This is a genomic window from Streptomyces sp. M41 (assembly GCF_043673425.1).
Classification (GTDB): Bacteria; Actinomycetota; Actinomycetes; order Streptomycetales; family Streptomycetaceae; genus Streptomyces.
In genome coordinates this window covers 113,928-131,106 of the sequence record NZ_JBIMKE010000003.1, presented here as the reverse complement: position 1 = coordinate 131,106, position 17,179 = coordinate 113,928, and the positions used below count along the sequence as shown (strand labels likewise).

The 17,179-nt window shown below is 71.2% G+C and carries 15 protein-coding genes; 5 read left to right on the top strand and 10 right to left on the bottom strand.

Translation table 11 applies throughout. The features are described from left to right. Window positions 1-9: 9 nt before the first annotated feature. Window positions 10-369 carry an NADH-quinone oxidoreductase subunit A gene (locus ACHBTE_RS05010; protein WP_003974383.1) on the bottom strand — a complete coding sequence of 120 codons (360 nt, stop codon included), beginning with the start codon at window positions 367-369 and terminating at the stop codon, window positions 10-12. Between the two features lie 714 nt (window positions 370-1,083). On the opposite strand from ACHBTE_RS05010, the gene ACHBTE_RS05005 reads away from it, so the two are divergent. Then, the gene (locus tag ACHBTE_RS05005) at window positions 1,084-1,917 is read left to right on the top strand and encodes a C40 family peptidase (RefSeq protein WP_394722143.1); all 834 of its coding nucleotides are present in this window, start codon (window positions 1,084-1,086) and stop codon (window positions 1,915-1,917) included. Between the two features lie 54 nt (window positions 1,918-1,971). Here the strand turns inward: ACHBTE_RS05005 and ACHBTE_RS05000 are convergent, their stop codons facing one another. After that, window positions 1,972-3,798, bottom strand: a complete 1,827-nt coding sequence (locus ACHBTE_RS05000; RefSeq protein WP_394722141.1) for an FAD-dependent oxidoreductase — start codon at window positions 3,796-3,798, stop codon at window positions 1,972-1,974. A 91-nt stretch (window positions 3,799-3,889) separates the two neighbouring features. Between ACHBTE_RS05000 and def the strand changes: the two genes are divergently transcribed. Then, complete coding sequence (gene def / locus ACHBTE_RS04995) at window positions 3,890-4,519, top strand: peptide deformylase (RefSeq protein ID WP_394722140.1); 630 nt, start codon at window positions 3,890-3,892, stop codon at window positions 4,517-4,519. Between the two features lie 49 nt (window positions 4,520-4,568). Here the strand turns inward: def and ACHBTE_RS04990 are convergent, their stop codons facing one another. Further along, the gene (locus ACHBTE_RS04990; RefSeq protein ID WP_394722139.1) at window positions 4,569-5,855 is read right to left on the bottom strand and encodes a geranylgeranyl reductase family protein; all 1,287 of its coding nucleotides are present in this window, start codon (window positions 5,853-5,855) and stop codon (window positions 4,569-4,571) included. 98 nt (window positions 5,856-5,953) lie between these two features. On the opposite strand from ACHBTE_RS04990, the gene ACHBTE_RS04985 reads away from it, so the two are divergent. Further along, window positions 5,954-6,460 carry a GNAT family N-acetyltransferase gene (locus ACHBTE_RS04985; RefSeq protein WP_394722138.1) on the top strand — a complete coding sequence of 169 codons (507 nt, stop codon included), beginning with the start codon at window positions 5,954-5,956 and terminating at the stop codon, window positions 6,458-6,460. A gap of 155 nt (window positions 6,461-6,615) precedes the next feature. Beyond that, entirely contained in the window at window positions 6,616-6,927 is a 312-nt protein-coding gene (locus ACHBTE_RS04980) for a PASTA domain-containing protein (RefSeq protein ID WP_394722474.1), read from the top strand. An 84-nt stretch (window positions 6,928-7,011) separates the two neighbouring features. Here the strand turns inward: ACHBTE_RS04980 and ACHBTE_RS04975 are convergent, their stop codons facing one another. Then, the gene (locus ACHBTE_RS04975; RefSeq protein ID WP_394722136.1) at window positions 7,012-7,707 is read right to left on the bottom strand and encodes a demethylmenaquinone methyltransferase; all 696 of its coding nucleotides are present in this window, start codon (window positions 7,705-7,707) and stop codon (window positions 7,012-7,014) included. Window positions 7,708-7,795: 88 nt separating this feature from the next. Here ACHBTE_RS04975 and ACHBTE_RS04970 point away from each other — a divergent pair, with 88 nt between their 5' ends. Then, on the top strand, window positions 7,796-8,833 hold the full coding sequence (locus ACHBTE_RS04970; RefSeq protein ID WP_394722134.1) for a chitinase: 1,038 nt from the start codon (window positions 7,796-7,798) through the stop codon (window positions 8,831-8,833). A gap of 7 nt (window positions 8,834-8,840) precedes the next feature. Here ACHBTE_RS04970 and ACHBTE_RS04965 read toward each other — a convergent pair whose 3' ends face one another. From ACHBTE_RS04965 to ACHBTE_RS04940, 6 genes are all read right to left on the bottom strand, one after another. Further along, window positions 8,841-9,446: a hypothetical protein gene (locus tag ACHBTE_RS04965; protein ID WP_394722473.1), complete on the bottom strand. Its 606-nt coding sequence runs from the start codon at window positions 9,444-9,446 to the stop codon at window positions 8,841-8,843. A gap of 7 nt (window positions 9,447-9,453) precedes the next feature. Beyond that, entirely contained in the window at window positions 9,454-10,653 is a 1,200-nt protein-coding gene (mqnC, locus tag ACHBTE_RS04960; protein ID WP_394722132.1) for a cyclic dehypoxanthinyl futalosine synthase, read from the bottom strand. Window positions 10,654-10,744: 91 nt separating this feature from the next. Continuing rightward, window positions 10,745-11,479, bottom strand: a complete 735-nt coding sequence (locus tag ACHBTE_RS04955) for a prepilin peptidase (RefSeq protein ID WP_394722130.1) — start codon at window positions 11,477-11,479, stop codon at window positions 10,745-10,747. Then, on the bottom strand, window positions 11,479-13,833 hold the full coding sequence (locus ACHBTE_RS04950; RefSeq protein WP_394722129.1) for a PQQ-binding-like beta-propeller repeat protein: 2,355 nt from the start codon (window positions 13,831-13,833) through the stop codon (window positions 11,479-11,481). The genes ACHBTE_RS04955 and ACHBTE_RS04950 overlap by 1 nt, the downstream gene beginning before the upstream one ends. A gap of 113 nt (window positions 13,834-13,946) precedes the next feature. Continuing rightward, window positions 13,947-15,929 (bottom strand): serine/threonine-protein kinase, encoded by a 1,983-nt coding sequence (locus ACHBTE_RS04945; protein WP_394722127.1) that lies wholly within the window; start codon window positions 15,927-15,929, stop codon window positions 13,947-13,949. 47 nt (window positions 15,930-15,976) lie between these two features. Further along, on the bottom strand, window positions 15,977-16,825 hold the full coding sequence (locus ACHBTE_RS04940) for a menaquinone biosynthetic enzyme MqnA/MqnD family protein (protein WP_394722125.1): 849 nt from the start codon (window positions 16,823-16,825) through the stop codon (window positions 15,977-15,979). Between the last annotated feature and the right edge of the window lie 354 nt (window positions 16,826-17,179).

Here is a 17,179-nt window from a genome sequence, read left to right as displayed (position 1 = left end):
AAAAGCCCCTCAGTCCCATTCCAGGCCGCCGCGCCGCCATACGTACGCGTACGCGACGAAGACGGTGAGCACGAAGAGCAGCATCTCCACGAGCCCGAAAATCCCCAGGGCGTCGAAGGTGACGGCCCAGGGGTAGAGGAAGACGATCTCGATATCGAAGATGATGAAGAGCATCGCCGTCAGGTAGTACTTGATCGGGAAGCGCCCGCCGCCGGCCGGCGTGGGGGTCGGTTCGATGCCGCACTCATAGGCCTCGAGCTTGGCCCGGTTGTATCGCTTCGGACCGATCAGCGTGGCCATGACCACGGAGAAGATCGCAAAGCCTGCCCCGAGGGCTCCCAGTACGAGGATGGGCGCATACGCGTTCACCGCTCCTCGCTCCTCTCAGTCGGCACTGACTGCTGGCGGTTGCACTGGGCTCACAGCCGCCTCACCGGTCCCACGAGCCCCGCTCGTCCCGGCGAAGATCGAGAACATGTGAAGCAGGTCACAAGCCCAACTGCCTCGCATCTTATGCCTGCCGCTCTGTGATCTGCGACACGGGGTATTGCACAAGCTTTGTGATCTCCACCACCTGACGAAGGATCATGAAGCCGGATGAGCGGTGATCTTCACACGAGAAGCGTTCAGGTGATCACCAGAGGTGACATTTTCGCTCGTCGCCGCAGCTCGGAGGGGGCGTCTCCATATCAAGAGAGTTCTCTTGCATGCAAATTGGCGTTGGACCGGACGGCTTGATAGAGGAGCGCGTTCACACATCAGAGGGAGGTGTGAGGGGGGATGTGGACGCGTGCACGCGTTCACGAGCGTCAGGGGGTGCGATCCGGGCACGTGACGCGCACGGCCCCGTAACCGTTGCGTGACCTCTGCCACATCCATGAGAGTCCCATGAGAACCGGGCTTGGCCACCTGTCCCAACAAGTGGTAGGCGGAGGGCAATCCGGACTTAATGATGAAAGCCCGTGATCACGGGCCGAATGCAGCTCGCCCGCAATGTCCGTTACGGCGTCAATAAGGGGCGGTCCGGCAGGGATTTGAGGCGTCCGTTGAGCAACTGTGGCGCAGCACACGTTTCTTGAAGGTATGGAGGAGCCCCTGATACCGGTTGTTCTCATGTCCCACACCGCTCACATACGTAGCCACCGGAAGCCCCGCCGCACCGCGTCGACGACCATCGCGATGCGCGCCGGAGTTGCCGGTGGCGTCCTCAGCATGGCAGCGGCGGGTGCGTCGGCCACGGCGAATGCCGCCGAGCCGGTGACGCAGACCATCGAACTGCCCGCCCTCACGGGCGACCTGGCGAACCAGCTCGCCCAGTCCGCGGACGCCACGCAGCTGGCGGCGGCGAACTACGAGCTCGACGCCGAGCGCGACGCAGCCGCAGCCGCGGCGGCCAAGGAAGCCAAGAAGGACCTCGCGGAGGCCAAGAAGAAGGCCGAGGCGAAGAAGAAGGCGGAAGAGGCCCGCAAGGCCGCCGCGGAGGCCGCCGCCTCGCGCAGCACCGAGCGCGCCACCCTGTCCGCGTCCGCGAGCACCGGCACGGACGTGTCCGCGCCCGCCAGCGGCAGCGTCGGCACGGTCATCTCCTTCCTCAAGGCGCAGCTGGGCGACGCGTACGTCATGGGTGCCACCGGCCCCAACGCGTGGGACTGCTCCAGCCTGGTCCAGGCCGCGTACAAGCAGGTCGGCGTCGACCTGCCGCGGGTCTCGCAGGACCAGTCGATGTCCGGCACGGACATCCCGCTCTCGCAGATCCAGGTCGGCGACATCCTCTACTGGGGCGGCAAGGGCTCCGCGTACCACGTGGGTGTCTACATCGGGAACGGCCAGTACCTGGACGCGGCCAACCCGTCCAAGGGCGTCGTCATCCAGGACCTTTCCGGTTACCCGGCGTCGGGTGCCGTGCGAGTGCTCTGACCCGTACGGTGTCCTGAAGGGCCGCAGCCGCTCGGGGGCAGCGGCCCTTCCGCCTCATCCCAGGTCGAAGGTGTTGGGCAGGCCCAGCCTGTGGCGCACCTCGTCGACGCGCTTCAGCGGCTCCAGCTCCGGGGGCCGGTACAGCTCCCAGATCCGGCAGCGTTCGGCGTCCGAATTGTCCGCGTCGAGGAGGGCGTTGACGGCCAGGCGGGCGGACTCGTTGGCACCCTCCATCGTGGCCAGATCGACGTCCGTGCGGACGTAGTCGCCCGCGAGGAAGAAGTTCGGGACCTTTGTGCGGGCCGTGGGCCGGTTGTAGAGGGTGCCCGTGGGGTGGATGAGGAGCTGCTCGCGGTTCTGCGGGTCCGGGCCGCCCAGGCCCGTCACAGCCGGGTCCATGAACCAGCCGAGGCGGTCCTCGTCCCGCAGGGTGGTCTTGCCGGCGTCGTTCAAGCCGTCCTTCAGCTGAGCCCAGAGTTCGGCGACGACCTCCTCCTTGGTGCACTGCTTGGCCGTCTTGCCGTACAGGATGCCGGGCTTGTCCCACTCCGAGATGATCGCGGAGAGGCAGTCCTGGGCCCGGCCGTCGCCGTAGTCGCGCGAAAAGTCCCGTCCGTCCCAGAATTGGGCCTGGCCGACCGCGGTCACCGACCAGGGCGAGTCGAGGCAGTTGATGTGGCCGTGCACGACCGGTGTGGGCGTGCGCAGATAGAACATCACGCCGGTCATCCAGTCCGTCTTCAGCGCGTCGCACCGGGCGAGCTGCGGGTCCGCCGCGCGCAGCGCCGGGCTCCACGTCGCACGGGCGTGCTCGACCGGCAGGGCGCAGACGTAGTGGTCGGCGGTGACCGTACGTGCGCCGCCGCCGTCGCGCGCCGAGACCCGGACGCCGGTCACGCGACCGCCCTCGTAGCGGATCTCATGGACCTGGGTGCCGAGGACGAACTCGACGCCGAGGGAGCGCAGGTGGGCCTCCCAGGGGTCGATCCAGGCCTCGCTGGTGGGGGCGTCGAGGACACGGTCGATGTCGGCGTCGCCGTCCATGCCGCGGCCGAGCAGGCCCCACAGGAGCAGGGCCTCGATGATGACGCGGCCGACCGTGCGGGTGGACGCCACCTCCGCGCGGGTGGCGACGAGGTTGCGGGTCTGGCCGATGCCCAGGAGCGTGCGGTACTCCTCGCTCATCTCGCCGGCGCGGATGAAGTCCCACCACGACACCCTCTCCCACTGCTGCTCACGGCGGGCTTCGCAGCTGGTGAGGTGGACGAGGAGGCGGCCGGCGAAGTAGGCGGCCTCGTGGGCGGGCAGGCGGGTGCCGAGGTCCAGGGCCGAGAGGATCTGGTCGCGGATCCAGTTGAGGTCGAGGTCGCCGGGCCGGGGCGGGGTGGTCGCGCGGCGCAGCGGGAAGTGCAGGTCGGGGCGGCCGTCGGCGCGGGCGAAGAGGGCCTCGGTGCCGCCGACGAGGGCGTCGTGGACGCCGTGCGCGTTGCCGGGGACGGGGATGCGGCGCATGGTGTCCGGCAGGTTCCGGTAGAAGCCGGGGAAGAACCGGAAGCCGTGTTCGGCGGGGAGGTCGGCCCGGCCACCGGCGGCCGTGCCGGGGACGGGCATGGAGCGGGCCTTGCCACCGAGGGCGTCGTAGTACTCGTAGACGGTGACGGCGTAGCCGCGCTCGGCGAGTTCGTGGGCGGCGCTCAGGCCGGAGACTCCACCGCCGAGGACGGCCACGCGTTTGCCGGCCGCCGCGCTCGCACTGCCGGCCGGCCATAAGGCGAGGGCGCCGGCCGCTCCCCCGGCTCCGGCCAGAAAGTGTCTGCGGGTGTGGCCCGGCCTCGGGTGGCCCGTCTTCTCCTGGGGCTTCTGCGCGTGTTCTGTTGTCATGATTCCCGGAGGGTAGGGAGGGGTTCCGCAAGCCGGAAGCCTGATTCCCGGTCACCCACAGCATCCTCACAACCACAGGGAGAGACCTCAGATGCCAAGCGTGTTCGTGCAGGGGCGGCCCGTCGACTCGTATCCGCCCCTCGCCCCCGAGGCTCGGCGCGGGTCGGTGCGCAGGATCACCGAGGTGGGCGAGGAGGTCCTGCACAAGCCGTGCCGGGACGTCACCGAGTTCGGGCCCGATCTCGCGGCGCTCATCGACGACATGTTCCTGACGATGTACATCGCGGACGGGGCGGGGCTCGCGGCGAACCAAGTCGGGGTCGGTCTGCGGCTGTTCGTGTACGACTGCCCGGACGACGACGGGATCCGGCACGTCGGGCACATCGTCAACCCGGTGCTGGAACCGCTCGACGCCTCGCGCAGGAGGCTCGTCGACGACGGCGAGGGGTGCCTGTCCGTCCCGGGCGCGGTGATGGACGTACCGCGTCCGGACCGGGCCGTGGTGCGCGGGGTCGACAAGGACGGGGAGCCGCTCGTGATCGAGGGCACCGGGTACTTCGCCCGTTGCCTCGCCCACGAGGCCGATCACTGCGACGGGCGGATCTATCTGGACCGGCTCTCCGAGCGGGCGCGGGAGGAGGCGCTCGGGCAGATGGCGGACCGGCGGGACGAGGTGTTCGCCCGCCGGGCCGCCAACGTCGCGGCCCTCGACAGGGTCTAGGCCGCGCCCGCAAAGTCCCGCCCGCCCCGCGCCCGGGGCCGGTCGCGGGTCAGGCCTTCGGTGCCACCTTGCTCAGGCCGTTGATGATGCGGTCCATGGCGTCGCCGCCGGTCGGGTCCGTGAGGTTCGCGAGGAGCTTCAGGGTGAACCTCATCAGCATCGGGTGGGTCAGGCCGCGCTGGGCCGCGATCTTCATGACCTTCGGGTTGCCGATGAGCTTCACGAAGGCGCGGCCCAGCGTGTAGTAGCCGCCGTAGGTGTCCTTCAGGACGCGCGGATAGCGCTGGAGGGCCATCTCGCGGCCCGCGGGAGTCGAGCGGGCGTGGGCCTGGACGATGACGTCGGCGGCGATCTGGCCGGACTCCATGGCGTAGGCGATGCCCTCGCCGTTGAAGGGGTTCACCAGGCCGCCGGCGTCGCCGACCAGCAGCAGGCCCTTGGTGTAGTGCGGTTGGCGGTTGAAGGCCATGGGCAGGGCGGCGCCGCGGATGGGCCCGGTCATGTTCTCCGGGGTGTAGCCCCACTCCTCCGGCATGGAGGCGCACCAGGCCTTCAGCACCTCGCGCCAGTCCAGTTCCTTGAAGGACTCGGAGGTGTTGAGCACGCCGAGGCCGACGTTGGAGGTGCCGTCTCCCATGCCGAAGATCCAGCCGTAGCCGGGCAGCAGACGGTCCTCGCCGGGGCCGCGGCGGTCCCACAGCTCCAGCCAGGACTCCAGGTAGTCGTCGTCGTGGCGGGGCGAGGTGAAGTACGTGCGGACCGCGACGCCCATCGGGCGGTCCTCGCGGCGGTGCAGGCCCATCGCCAGGGACAGCCGGGTGGAGTTGCCGTCGGCGGCCACGACCAGCGGTGCGCGGAAGGTGACCTCGCGCTTCTCCTCGCCGAGCTTGGCGTGCACGCCGATGATCCGGCCGGTGCGGTCGTCGAGGATCGGGGCGCCGACGTTGCAGCGCTCGTAGAGGCGGGCGCCGGCCTTCTGGGCCTGGCGGGCGAGCTGCTCGTCGAAGTCGTCGCGCTTGCGGACGAGGCCGTAGTCCGGGAAGGAGGCGAGATCCGGCCAGTCCAGCTGGAGGCGGACACCGCCGCCGATGATCCTCAGGCCCTTGTTGCGCAGCCAGCCGGCTTCCTCGGAGATGTCGATGCCCATGGCCACGAGCTGCTTGGTGGCCCGGGGGGTGAGGCCGTCGCCGCAGACCTTCTCGCGCGGGAACTCGGTCTTCTCCAGGAGCAGTACGTCGAGTCCGGCCTTGGCGAGGTGGTACGCGGTGGTGGAGCCGGCTGGCCCCGCGCCGACGACGATGACATCGGCGGTGTTTTCGGAGAGGGGCTCGGTCACGGCGGGATCTCCCCAAGGTTCGAAATCTGCGTGCCGACCGGCACTGGACATGGGCAGTCTATTCAGCAGAATTGATCACCCCGCTGAAGGGCTGCCCTGTGAACCGAACCCTCCCCGTAGTACGGCTGCGTGTGCCCACCGATGAGGACGCGATCGCCTGGCATCGGGTCTTCGCCCACCCGGACGTGATGGAGTTCCACGGCGGCCGGGCCGCGGAGCTGTCCGTCTACGAGGAGCTCACCGCCCGACAGCGGCGACACGACGCCGAGCGCGGGTTCTGTCTGTGGACGATCCTCGACGAGGACGAGCAGGTCATCGGCTTCACCGGGGCGCAGCCCTGGGAGCGGGACTGGGGTCCCACGGGCGAGATCGAGATCGGCTGGCGGCTCGGCCGGGAGCACTGGGGAAAGGGGTACGTCGCGGCGGCGGCACAGCTGACGCTGGAGCGGGTGCGGGCGGCCGGGGTGCCGGGCGTGGTGGCGATGGTCGACGCCCGCAACGAGCGTTCGATCGCGGTGACGCGACGGCTGGGGATGCGTCTCGCCGAGGTCTACGCGACGCCGGATGCGGTGCACCGGGGGCACTGCTACCGGCTCGCCCTGTGACGGTCGATCCGGGGGTCAGAACTCCGCTTCGGTCACTTTGAGTAATCGACTGTTACAGAAAGGTACTTGAAGCTTCCGGACGGCACCGCGGGGCGGTTACCCTGCCAGTACCGCTGGGGGTGACATCTGTGCGTATAACACCCAAAACGCCCGAGGTGCGGGTACCGAAGCTCGTCGGACTGATGGCCATGGACGCGCGCGAGGCGGCGAAGTCGCACGGCCTGCTCCTCAACGCACCCGACCGGCCGGATTTCCCTCGCATCGTCGTCGACTACGTCGTCCGCCAGTATCCCCAGCCCGGTGCCGAGGTGCCGCGGGACTCGATGGTCTACGTCTGGTTCGACTTCGGTGAGGGCGAGGGCGGCGGAGGCGTACGCGAGCCACGCATCCCACGGCCGCCCTCGGGCGGGCTCCAGCGCGAACTGGACCAGCCCGGGGACCCGTACGTCGTCGTCAGCTCGGCCTGAAGCCGGGCTCGGATGAAGGCTGGGCTCGGCCCGAAGGCTCGGCTCGGCCCGAAGGCGCTGGGCTCAGCCTGCCGCGGCCGGTGCTCAGCCCTGCTTGAAACCGCGGTGCAGGGCCACGACCCCGCCCGTCAGGTTCCGCCAGGCCACCTTCGACCAGCCGGCCTTGCGCAGCCGCTCGGCCAGCGCCGGCTGGTCGGGCCAGGCGCGGATGGACTCGGCGAGATAGACGTACGCGTCGGGGTTCGAGGACACCGCGCGCGCGACCGGCGGCAGGGCGCGCATCAGGTACTCGGTGTAGACGGTGCGGAAGGGCGCCCAGGTCGGGTGGGAGAACTCGCAGATCACGACCCGTCCGCCGGGCCGCGTCACCCGGTACATCTCGCGCAGCGCGGCATCGAAGTCCTGGACGTTGCGCAGCCCGAAGGAGATCGTCACGGCGTCGAAGGTGTCGTCCTTGAACGGCAGCCTCGTCGCGTCGCCCGCCGTGAACGGCAGCCAGGTGTGCTTGCGCTTGCCGACCTGGAGCATGCCGAGGGAGAAGTCGCAGGGGACGACGTAGGCGCCGGTCTGCGCGAAGGGCAGTGAGGAGGTGGCCGTGCCTGCGGCCAGGTCGAGGATCTTCTGCGCGGGACGGGCGTCGACGGCCTTGGCGACCTCCTTGCGCCATCTGCGGTCCTGGCCGAGCGACAGCACGTCGTTGGTCAGGTCGTACCGTTCCGCCACGTTGTCGAACATCGAGGCGACTTCGTGCGGCTGCTTGTCCAGGGATGCGCGGGTCACGGGCCCATTGTGGCAGTACGGCCTCCGGAAAGAGGCCGCGGCTTCCTCCTCGCCTCGATGATGACGCGATGATGAGAGGTTGGGGGGCATGCAGACGCACTTCGGGAAATCGGCGGCCGGACTCCTCACCTGCCTGCTCGCGTTGGCCATGGCGTGCTCGGCGTGCTCGACGGGGTCCGGCGGTACGACGGACGCCGCGCCGCAGCGGACGGGCGGGTCCGCGTCCGAACCGCCGTCGGGCACGGGCTCCCCCGGTACGTCGTACGCCCCCTACATCAGCGCCACCGAGGCCGCCGGGACCGATTCCGCGGGCTCCCCGGCGGTGTACAACCTCGCCTTCGTGGTCTCGGACGGCAGCGGCTGCACGCCCGAGTGGGACGGCGCCACCCCGCTCTCCGACTCGGCCGTGAGATCCCGTATCCGCAAGCTCACCCAGGACGGCGCAGGCGTCCGGGTCTCCTTCGGCGGCGCCTCCGGCAAGGAGCTGGCGGCGAGTTGCGACAGCGCGGCCGAGCTGGCGGCGGCGTACGGGAAGGCGCTCGACGCGGCCGGTTCCTCGCGGGCCGACTTCGACATCGAGGGCGACGAGCTGACCGACGCCGACTCGGTGGACCTGCGGTCGGAGGCGATCGCGCTGCTCCAGGAGGAGCGGGACGACCTCGAAGTGTCCTTCACACTGCCGGTGATGCCCTCGGGCCTGGACGCCGACGCCGTGGCGCTGCTGGAGTCCGCGAATCGGCACGACGTCCAGGTCGCCACCGTGAACATCATGACGATGAACTACAGCGAGTCGCACGACGGGGACATGGGTGACTACGCGCTCGCCTCCGCCGAGGCCACGCACCGTCAGTTGAAGAAGATCTTCGGCACGTCCGACGCGACCGCGTGGAAGGCGATGGCGCTCACCTCGATGCTCGGAGTGAACGACGTCGACAACGAGACGTTCTCGCTCGACGACGCCGCCCAGGTGCGGGAGTTCGCCGAGGCGAAAGGGATCGGCTGGGTCTCGATGTGGGCGACCTTCCGGGATCGGCAGTGCCGTGACGATGCGCACGACGACGCCCTGACCGATTGCAGCGGGGTGGAGCAGGCGGACGGGGCGTTCGCGGAGGCGCTGTCGGGGTGAGCCGGTCTCACCGCCGGCGGTGCACCAGCCGGCCGTCCACCACCGTCGCCACACACGTGCCCGCGCCGCGCCGCGCCAGTTCCGTCTCGTCCTGTACGTCGAACACGGCGAAGCGGGCCGCGGAGCCCGGCTCCCTCGGCGGGGCGAACTCCGGTGGCGTGCCGCAGGCGTACGGGTCGAGGGACGCCGGTCCGTCCGGGCGGCCGAGCCGGTCGCGGACGCCGAGGCCGGAGCGGTGCACGGCGTCCCGCACCGCGCGGTTGCGCATCGGTTCGAAGGCCGCCGCGACCGTCCCGTGGGCCAGCATCCGCTGCACGCCGCGCCGGGCGCTCGCGCCCCAGCGGGTGTCGTCCATGGCGAGGGCCGTCAGCGCGTCCCCGGTCAGCGGCTCGGTGCCCAGCGCGTCGGCCTCGCGCGGATCGGGGTGGTAGGTCTCTTCCAGCAGCTCCGTGCCGTACAGGTTGACGAAGCCGGGCGTGAGGATGCCGGGCCACTGACGCACCCGGGCCCGCGGATACGCCGCGGACAGCTCGGTCAGCTGTCCCGCCCCGGCGATCCACGCGCCCTCGACGGCGAGCGCCCGGCCCTTGGAGTCCGCGTGGATCGTCAGCACGGTCACATCAGTTGGAGGCGAGGATCTTCAGCTCGGGATGGGCCGTGCCGCCCTCGATCGCGGTCGAGGAGATGTGGGACATCACGCGCTCGTCGACGGGGTCGTTCGCCGGGTCGTCGTGCACGACAAGGTGCTCGTACGTGGTCGCCCGCTGGGCCGGAACCCGCCCCGCCTTGCGGATCAGGTCGATGATCTCCATCCGGTTGGAGCGGTGCTTGGCGCCGGCGGAGGAGACGACGTTCTCCTCCAGCATGATCGAGCCGAGGTCGTCGGCGCCGTAGTGCAGCGACAGCTGGCCGATCTCCTTGCCGGTGGTCAGCCAGGACCCCTGGATGTGGGCGATGTTGTCCATGAACAGCCGCCCGATGGCGATCATCCGCAGGTACTCGAAGATCGTGGCCTGCGTACGGCCCTTCAGGTGGTTGTTCTCGGGCTGGTAGGTGTACGGGATGAAGGCCCGGAAGCCGCCCGTGCGGTCCTGGACGTCCCGGATCATCCGAAGGTGCTCGATGCGCTCGGCGTTGGTCTCGCCGGTGCCCATCAGCATGGTCGAGGTCGACTCGACGCCGAGGCCGTGCGCGATCTCCATGATCTCCAGCCAGCGCTCGCCGCTCTCCTTCAGCGGGGCGATGGCCTTGCGCGGCCGTTCGGGCAGCAGCTCGGCACCGGCACCGGCGAAGGAGTCGAGGCCCGCCTCGTGGATCCGGGTGATGGCCTCCTCGACCGACACCCCGGAGATCCGGGCCATGTGCTCGACCTCGCTCGCCCCCAGGCTGTGGATGACGAGCTGCGGGAACTCCTTCTTGATGGCGGCGAAGTGCTTCTCGTAGTACTCCACGCCGTAGTCCGGGTGGTGACCGCCCTGGAACATGATCTGCGTGCCGCCGAGTTCGACGGTCTCGGCGCAGCGCCGCAGAATGTCGTCGAGGTCGCGGGTCCAGCCCTTGGCCTTGTCCTTGGGGGCGGCGTAGAAGGCGCAGAACTTGCACGCCGTGACGCACACGTTCGTGTAGTTGATGTTGCGCTCGATGATGTACGTCGCGATGTGCTCGGTGCCCGCGTACCTGCGCCGGCGTACGGCGTCCGCGGCGGCGCCGAGCGCGTGCAGCGGGGCGTCTCGGTAGAGGTCGAGCGCCTCCTCTGGGGTGATCCGCCCGCCCGCTGCGGCACGGTCGAGCACAGACTGGAGGTCGGCCTTCTCGGTCACCGGGGCGTCCCTTTCGTCAAGGGTTGTGGACGGATCCGCCCGCTGTGAGCGGACCGAACCAGCCTACGCCAGGGGTATCGGGGCACCGACGTCAGGCCGCACCGGCGCCGATCAGCAGCCCGATGAACGCCCCGCCGATCAGGAACGGCCCGAACGGGATCGCCGTCCTGCGCCCGGCCCGGCGCACGAGGACGAGCGTCCAGCCGTACAGCGCCCCGGACAGGAAGGCGGCGAAGGTGCCGAGCATCACGGCCGGCCAGCCGTACCAGCCGAGCACCGCGCCCGCCCCAAGCGCCAGCTTCACATCGCCGAAGCCCATCCCCCCGGGGTTGATGCGGTACAGCACGTAGTAGCCGGCGCCGAGCGCGAGCGCGCCCCACAGGGCGGTCGGCCAGTCACCGGCGTGCTCGGGCACCAGGGCGACCAGTCCGAGCAGCGCGAGCGCGGCGCCCGCGAGCGGGAGGGTCAGCAGGTCGGGCAGCCGGTGCACCCGCAGGTCGACGACCGCCAGCAGCACGCCGACGGGCGCCAGCAGCAGCCAGACCGCCACCTCGGGCCGGGTGCCGGTGGCGGCGGCCAGGGCGGCGCAGACGAGGGCGGTGGCCACGGCGAGGACGGGGGCCGCGGGATCGTACGGCGACGTCCCGCTCCCGCACGGACCGCACCGGGCCCGCCCGAACCACCCCCGGATCGGATGCCCGCCGGGACACCGGTCCCGCCACTCCTCGGCCACCGGCACCGAGAACCGGTAGGCGGCCCGGGGCAGGGACAGCCCCGCCGCCGCGCCCCACAGCGCGGCGGCGAGGACCAGCAGGGCGGTGCTCATCAGACGGCCGGGAGCGCGTGGATCGCCGGACCGTTCGTCACCATCAGACGGTTCCCGGCGAGGGCGATCTGCCAGGGTTCGCCGTGCTGTTCGCCGGTGGTGAAGGTCCAGCGCGGCTTGCCGGTCCTGGCCTCGAGGGCGACGACGCCGCCGTCCAGGGCGCCGGCCGCGCCGTACAGGGTCGCGCCCGCCTTGAGGAACGTCTCCGGGCCGTCGGTGTCCAGCTCGTCGCAGAGCCAGATCCGTTTGCCGGTGCGGACGTTGACGGCCCAGACGCCGCCGTCGTGGTCGCTGACGTAGAGCACACCGTCGACGACCGTGGGGTTCTTGAAGCCGCGGCGGCCGTTCGGGGGCAGCGTCCAGACGGGGTCCCCGGTGTTCACGTCCACGGCCGTGAGCCGGTCGCCGGGCAGGAAGACCAGCCCGCTCGCGACCGTGGGGCGCCACGCCCAGTCGTCACCGATCTTCTTGGTCCACAGCTGCCCGCCGGTGGCGGTGTCACGGACGGTGAGGTTCTGCTTGGAGTCGCTGTAGACGAGGTACTTGCCGGAGGCGGTGCCCTGGACGTCGTAGTCGTCGGTGCCCCAGTCCCGCTTCTGCACCCACACCTTCCGGCCGGTGGTGTGGCTGATCGCGGCGACCGCGGTGCGGTAGTCGGTGGCGCTTGTGGAGTCGCTGTAGTCGGTGGCCGTGACGTACACGTTCTTGTCGTCGATGGCGAGCGTGTCCTCGACGGCGAGCTGCTTGCCGAGCCGGCTGCGCCATGCCTCGTCCCCGGTGGTGGCGTCGTAGGCGACGAGGACGCCGTCGTAGTCGCCGTCGGCCAGATACACCTTGCCGTCGTGGCAGAGCAGCGGGGCGCCGGGGCGGCAGATCTCGGGCTTGCTCCAACCGGCCTTGCCGGTCTTCGTGTGGTACGCCACCAGAGGGTCGCCGCTGATCAGGAGCAGGCCGTTGTGGACGAGGAGCGGCAGGGCGGGGCTGGTGCTGTCCTCCGCGACCGTGGTGCGCCACAGCGGCTGCGGCGCCACTCCGGCCGGCGGGGTCGTGAATTGCTCCTCGGCGGGCCCGCCCGCGCCGCCCTTCGCCTCCGCGCCCGCGCCCGTGCCGGACGTGCCGGAGCCCCTTCCGACCCACCACGCGGCACCTCCGCCCACCGCCGCGACCGCCGCCGCGCCGCCCAGGGCGAGCATGAGGGTGCGCCGACGGGACGGGCCGTCGCTGGAACCGGCCTGGTCGGAGCCGAGTCGGACGGTGCCGGGCTGGGGAGTGGCGCCGCCGCCGGGCGCGGGCGGGTAGCCGTACCCCGGCGTGGGGCTGCCGCCAGGAGGGGTGCCGTACGCCCCGGGCGCGCCGTACCCGGAAACCCCCGCATCCGCACCCGGCGTCGCACCCGCACCCGCATCCGCACCCATCGTCGGCGCCGGACCGAACACCGCCGCCGGCTCGGGCTGTTGCGGTGCCTCCAGGTCCAGGATCCCGGCCGCATGCGTGGCGATGGTCGACGCCACCGCCGAGGGCAGCCAGTCGTGCAGCGCGCTGTCGATGCCCTGCGGCGCCAGGGACGTGACGATCTCGGCGGGAGCCGGCCGCTGCGCCGGGTCCTTCATCAGACAGGCGCGGACCAGTCCGAGCAGGGACGGCGGTATGTCCGCGAGATCCGGTTCGCCGTGCACGACCTGGTAGAGCAGCGCCGCGTGCGAGGCGGCGCCCGCGCCGAAGGCGTTGCGGCCCATGATGGCGAACGCCAGGACGGCGCCCAGCGAGAACACGTCCCCGGCCGGCCCCACATCCTGCCCCAGCGCCTGCTCCGGCGGCATGTATCCGGGCGAGCCGACCACGACCCCGGTCTGCGTCATACGGTTTCCGTCCACCGCGCGCGCGATGCCGAAGTCGATGACGCGCGGACCGTCGGCGGCCAGCAGGACGTTCGAGGGCTTCAGATCGCGGTGGATCAGGCCGGCCGCGTGGACCTCCTGGAGCGCGGCGGCGAGCCCCGCGGCGAGGGCGCGGACCGTGCGCTCCGGCAGCGCGCCGTGCGCGGCGACCACATCGGTGAGGTCCGGGCCGAGCACGTACGACGTCGCCAGCCACGGCAGCGCGGCCTCCGGGTCGGCGTCCACGACGGGAGCGGTGAAGCGGCCGGAGACCGCCTTGGCCGTCTCGACCTCATGCCGGAACCGGCCCCTGAAGTCGGCGTCGTCCGCCAGGTCCTGGCGGACCACCTTCACCGCGACGGTACGGCCGCCGGGCGAACGGGCCAAATACACCCGCCCCATGCCACCGGCACCCAGTCTTCGCAGCAGTCGGTAACTGCCCAACTCCCGCGGATCGTCGGGCGTCAGTGTCTCCATGATGGCCTTCCCCGTCGTCATGCTCGCGTGAGCAGACACAGTAGTAAGGACGGACACCGCGGTGATCGCCGGGACTTGGGTCCCTGCTGTTGCCCACTGGTCCCCGCTGCTCCCTACTCGGCCTTCGACAGCCGTGCCTCGGGGTTGCCCTCCGCGTCGCTCTCCGAGCGGTACACCAGGTCGTCGCCCCGCGGAGTGATCCGGACGGTGTGCGGGGCCGGGTTGCAGCCCTTGTGGTTGGTCGTCCTGCCCACGGACGTCACGACGAGCTCCTTCGCCGACGCCTTCTTCAGGGTCAGTACGTCGTTGCAGACGCCGCCCAGCAGGTCGGTCTGCCGGAGTGTGCCCACCTCCTCACCCACGTCGGCCTCGCGCACGGTGAGCCGGAAGGTGCCCGCCGGCAGCGCACCGTTCAGGGCACTGGCCTTGCCCTCCCACGTACCGAGGTAACGGGCCGGGACGCCGTCCCCGGCGGGGCCCGTCGGCGTGGGGGCTTCCGCGCCCGGCGCTTCGGAGGAGGCGGCGTCGGAACCGGCGCTGGTGTCCCGGTCCCGGCCGGGCAGCAGCTCGAACACGAACACGGTCCCCACGGTCACCGCCGCCAGCGCCCCCGCCACCGCGAGCGCGACGGTGCAGCTCATCCTGCGCCCGCGCCCGCCGTCCCCCGGCGTCGAGGCCGCCGCGACGGACAGGGTGAGCCTGCCCGGCCGGTCACCGGACGCCGGTACCGCGTCCTGCGGCCGGGCGTCCCGGGGTTCGGGCCCGGGCAGGGACGGGAGCCCGGCGGCGGACGACGCGTGCGCGGGTGCCGACCCGGATGCCGCTGCCGGCATCACCGGCGGCGGCCCGAACTCCCCGACCGTGCCACGCCCAGCGGCGTCGCCCCCGAAGGTCGCCCCGTTCCCGGCACCGCCGGCGGTCCCCCCGGCCGCGGCGCCCGCGGTGGCCGTCCCGCTCCCGCCACCCCCGCCGGCAGTCCCGTTCCCGTTCCCGCCACCCCCGCCGGCAGTCCCGTTCCCGTTCCCGCCAACCCCGCCGGTAGTCCCGTTCCCGCCGCCCCAGCCGGTCGTCCCGTCCCCGGCACCAGCCGCGCTCGCCCCGGACGCATCCGCGACTCCCCCGGCGGCCGGCCCGTCCCCGGCCCCGGCCCCCACCGAAGGCCGGGTGAACCCCACCGGCCCCGACGGCACGTCCTGTGCCGCCTCCAGGTTCAGCAGCTGTACCGCACTCCGGCTGACCTGCTCGACCAGCGCGCCCGGCAGCCATCCGCCCGCCACCGAACGGGCGGCCCCGTCCGGAGCCAGCCGGCGTGCCACCTCGCCCGGAGCGGGCCGCGCACCGGGCTCCTTGGCCAGGCAGGACGCCACCAGTTCCCGTATCTCACCGTCCAGCGAGTCGAGTTCGGGCTCCTCGTGGACGACCTTGTAGAGCAGCGCCGCCGATGAGTCCCCCGGGAACGGCGGCCGGCCGGTCGCCGCGTACGCCAGCACCGCGCCCAGCGAGAAGACGTCCGCCGCTCCGGCGACGCCGTGGCCGAGGATCTGCTCGGGCGACATGTAGCCGGGTGACCCGATCGAGACGCCGGACGACGTCAGGGACGCCGTGCCGTCCGTGGCCCGGGCGATGCCGAAGTCGATCAGCAGCGGGCCGTCCAGCGTCAGCAGCACGTTGGACGGCTTCACGTCCCGGTGCACCAGACCCAGCTCGTGCACCGCCGCCAGCGCCTCGGCGAGCCCGGCCCCCAGCACCCGTACGGTGTGGGCCGGCAGCGGGCCGTCCGAGTCCGTCACCGCCGCCGTCAGCGAGGGACCCGCCGCATAGGCCGTGGCTACCCACGGCACCGTGGCCTCCGGGTCGGCGTCCAGCACCGGGGCCGTCCAGGCACCCCCCACCCGACGCGCCGCGTCCACCTCCCGGCGGAACCGGGCCCGGAACTCCTCGTCGAGCGCGAAGTGCGGGTGCACCATCTTGACGGCGACGGTGCGTCCGCCCGCGCTGCGCCCCAGGTACACCCGGCCCATGCCGCCGGAGCCGAGCCGGCCGAGCAGCCGGTACGGTCCGACGACGGTCGGCTCGTCCACTCCCAGCGGCTGCATGGCGTCCACCCTCCCCCGACGGATCCCCCGTTGGACTCTTCAGCAGGTTACGGCCGCAGCAGTTCGACCTTCACGTCCGCGGGGAATCCCGTCGTCGGCCCGACCCGCCGGGCGAACTCCGCGACCGCCTCCAACTGGGGACCGCCGAAGCGGAAGTCGAGGGTCGTGAAGTACCGCTCCAGGATCCGCTCGTCGAAGGCCTCCCAGCGGGCCGCCTGCTCGGCGACCTTGGCGACCTCCTCCAGGGAGAGGTTGCGGGAGGCGAGGAAGGCCTCGTGGACCTTGCGCGTGATGTGCGGCTCGCGCTCCAGGTAGTCCCGGCGCGCCGCCCAGACGGCGAAGACGAAGGGCAGACCGGTCCACTCCTTCCAGAGCGCGCCGAGGTCGTGCACCTGGAGGCCGTAGCGCGGCCCGTCCAGGAGGTTGGCCCGCAGCGCCGCGTCCCCGATGAGTACGGCCGCCTCCGCCTCCTGCATCATCACGCTGAGGTCGGGCGGGCAGGTGTAGTAGTCGGGCCGCACGCCGTAGCGCTCGGCGAGCAGCAGCTGGGCCAGGCGGACCGAGGTGCGCGAGGTCGAGCCGAGGGCGACCCGGGCGCCGTCCAGCTCGTCCAGCGGGACCTGCGAGACGATCACGCAGGACATCACGGGGCCGTCGCAGCCGACCGCGATGTCGGGGAAGGCGACCAGGTCGTCGGCGTTGCGCAGGAACTCGACGAGGGTGATCGGTCCGATGTCGAGGCTGCCGAGCACCAGCTGCTCGCTGAGCTTCTCCGGGGTGTCCTTGGTGAGCTCGAAGTCGAGCAGCGTGCCCGTTCTCGCGAGCCCCCAGTACAGGGGCAGGCAGTTGAGGAACTGGATGTGGCCCACGCGGGGGCGGGTGCGAGAATTGTCCACATCGCGAGACTAGACCCCATGGGGTAGCGTGCAGCCCTCAGGGGCGTGACACCCGCGTCACATCCTGCCGTCACCCGAGTGTCGGATTGTGGCCCTCTTCCCGTAGCCCCGCATCACGTCAACCCGACACGAATTTTTCAAACGTCCGGGTGACGTGATCTTGACCTCTATTGCTTTCGGCTGCCCGCGTGCTAGGCTCGCCGCAAGTTGCAGTTTGGTTTCCCTTGCAGTACAGAGCCTGCGGAGCATGTGACCGCGGGCTCTCGTCGTTTTCAGACGTATGCAGTTGTGCGGCATCTTGTTTTCACACTTGCAGGGTTCTGGAGCAGGGCAACCCTTTGGGCCCAAGGAGGG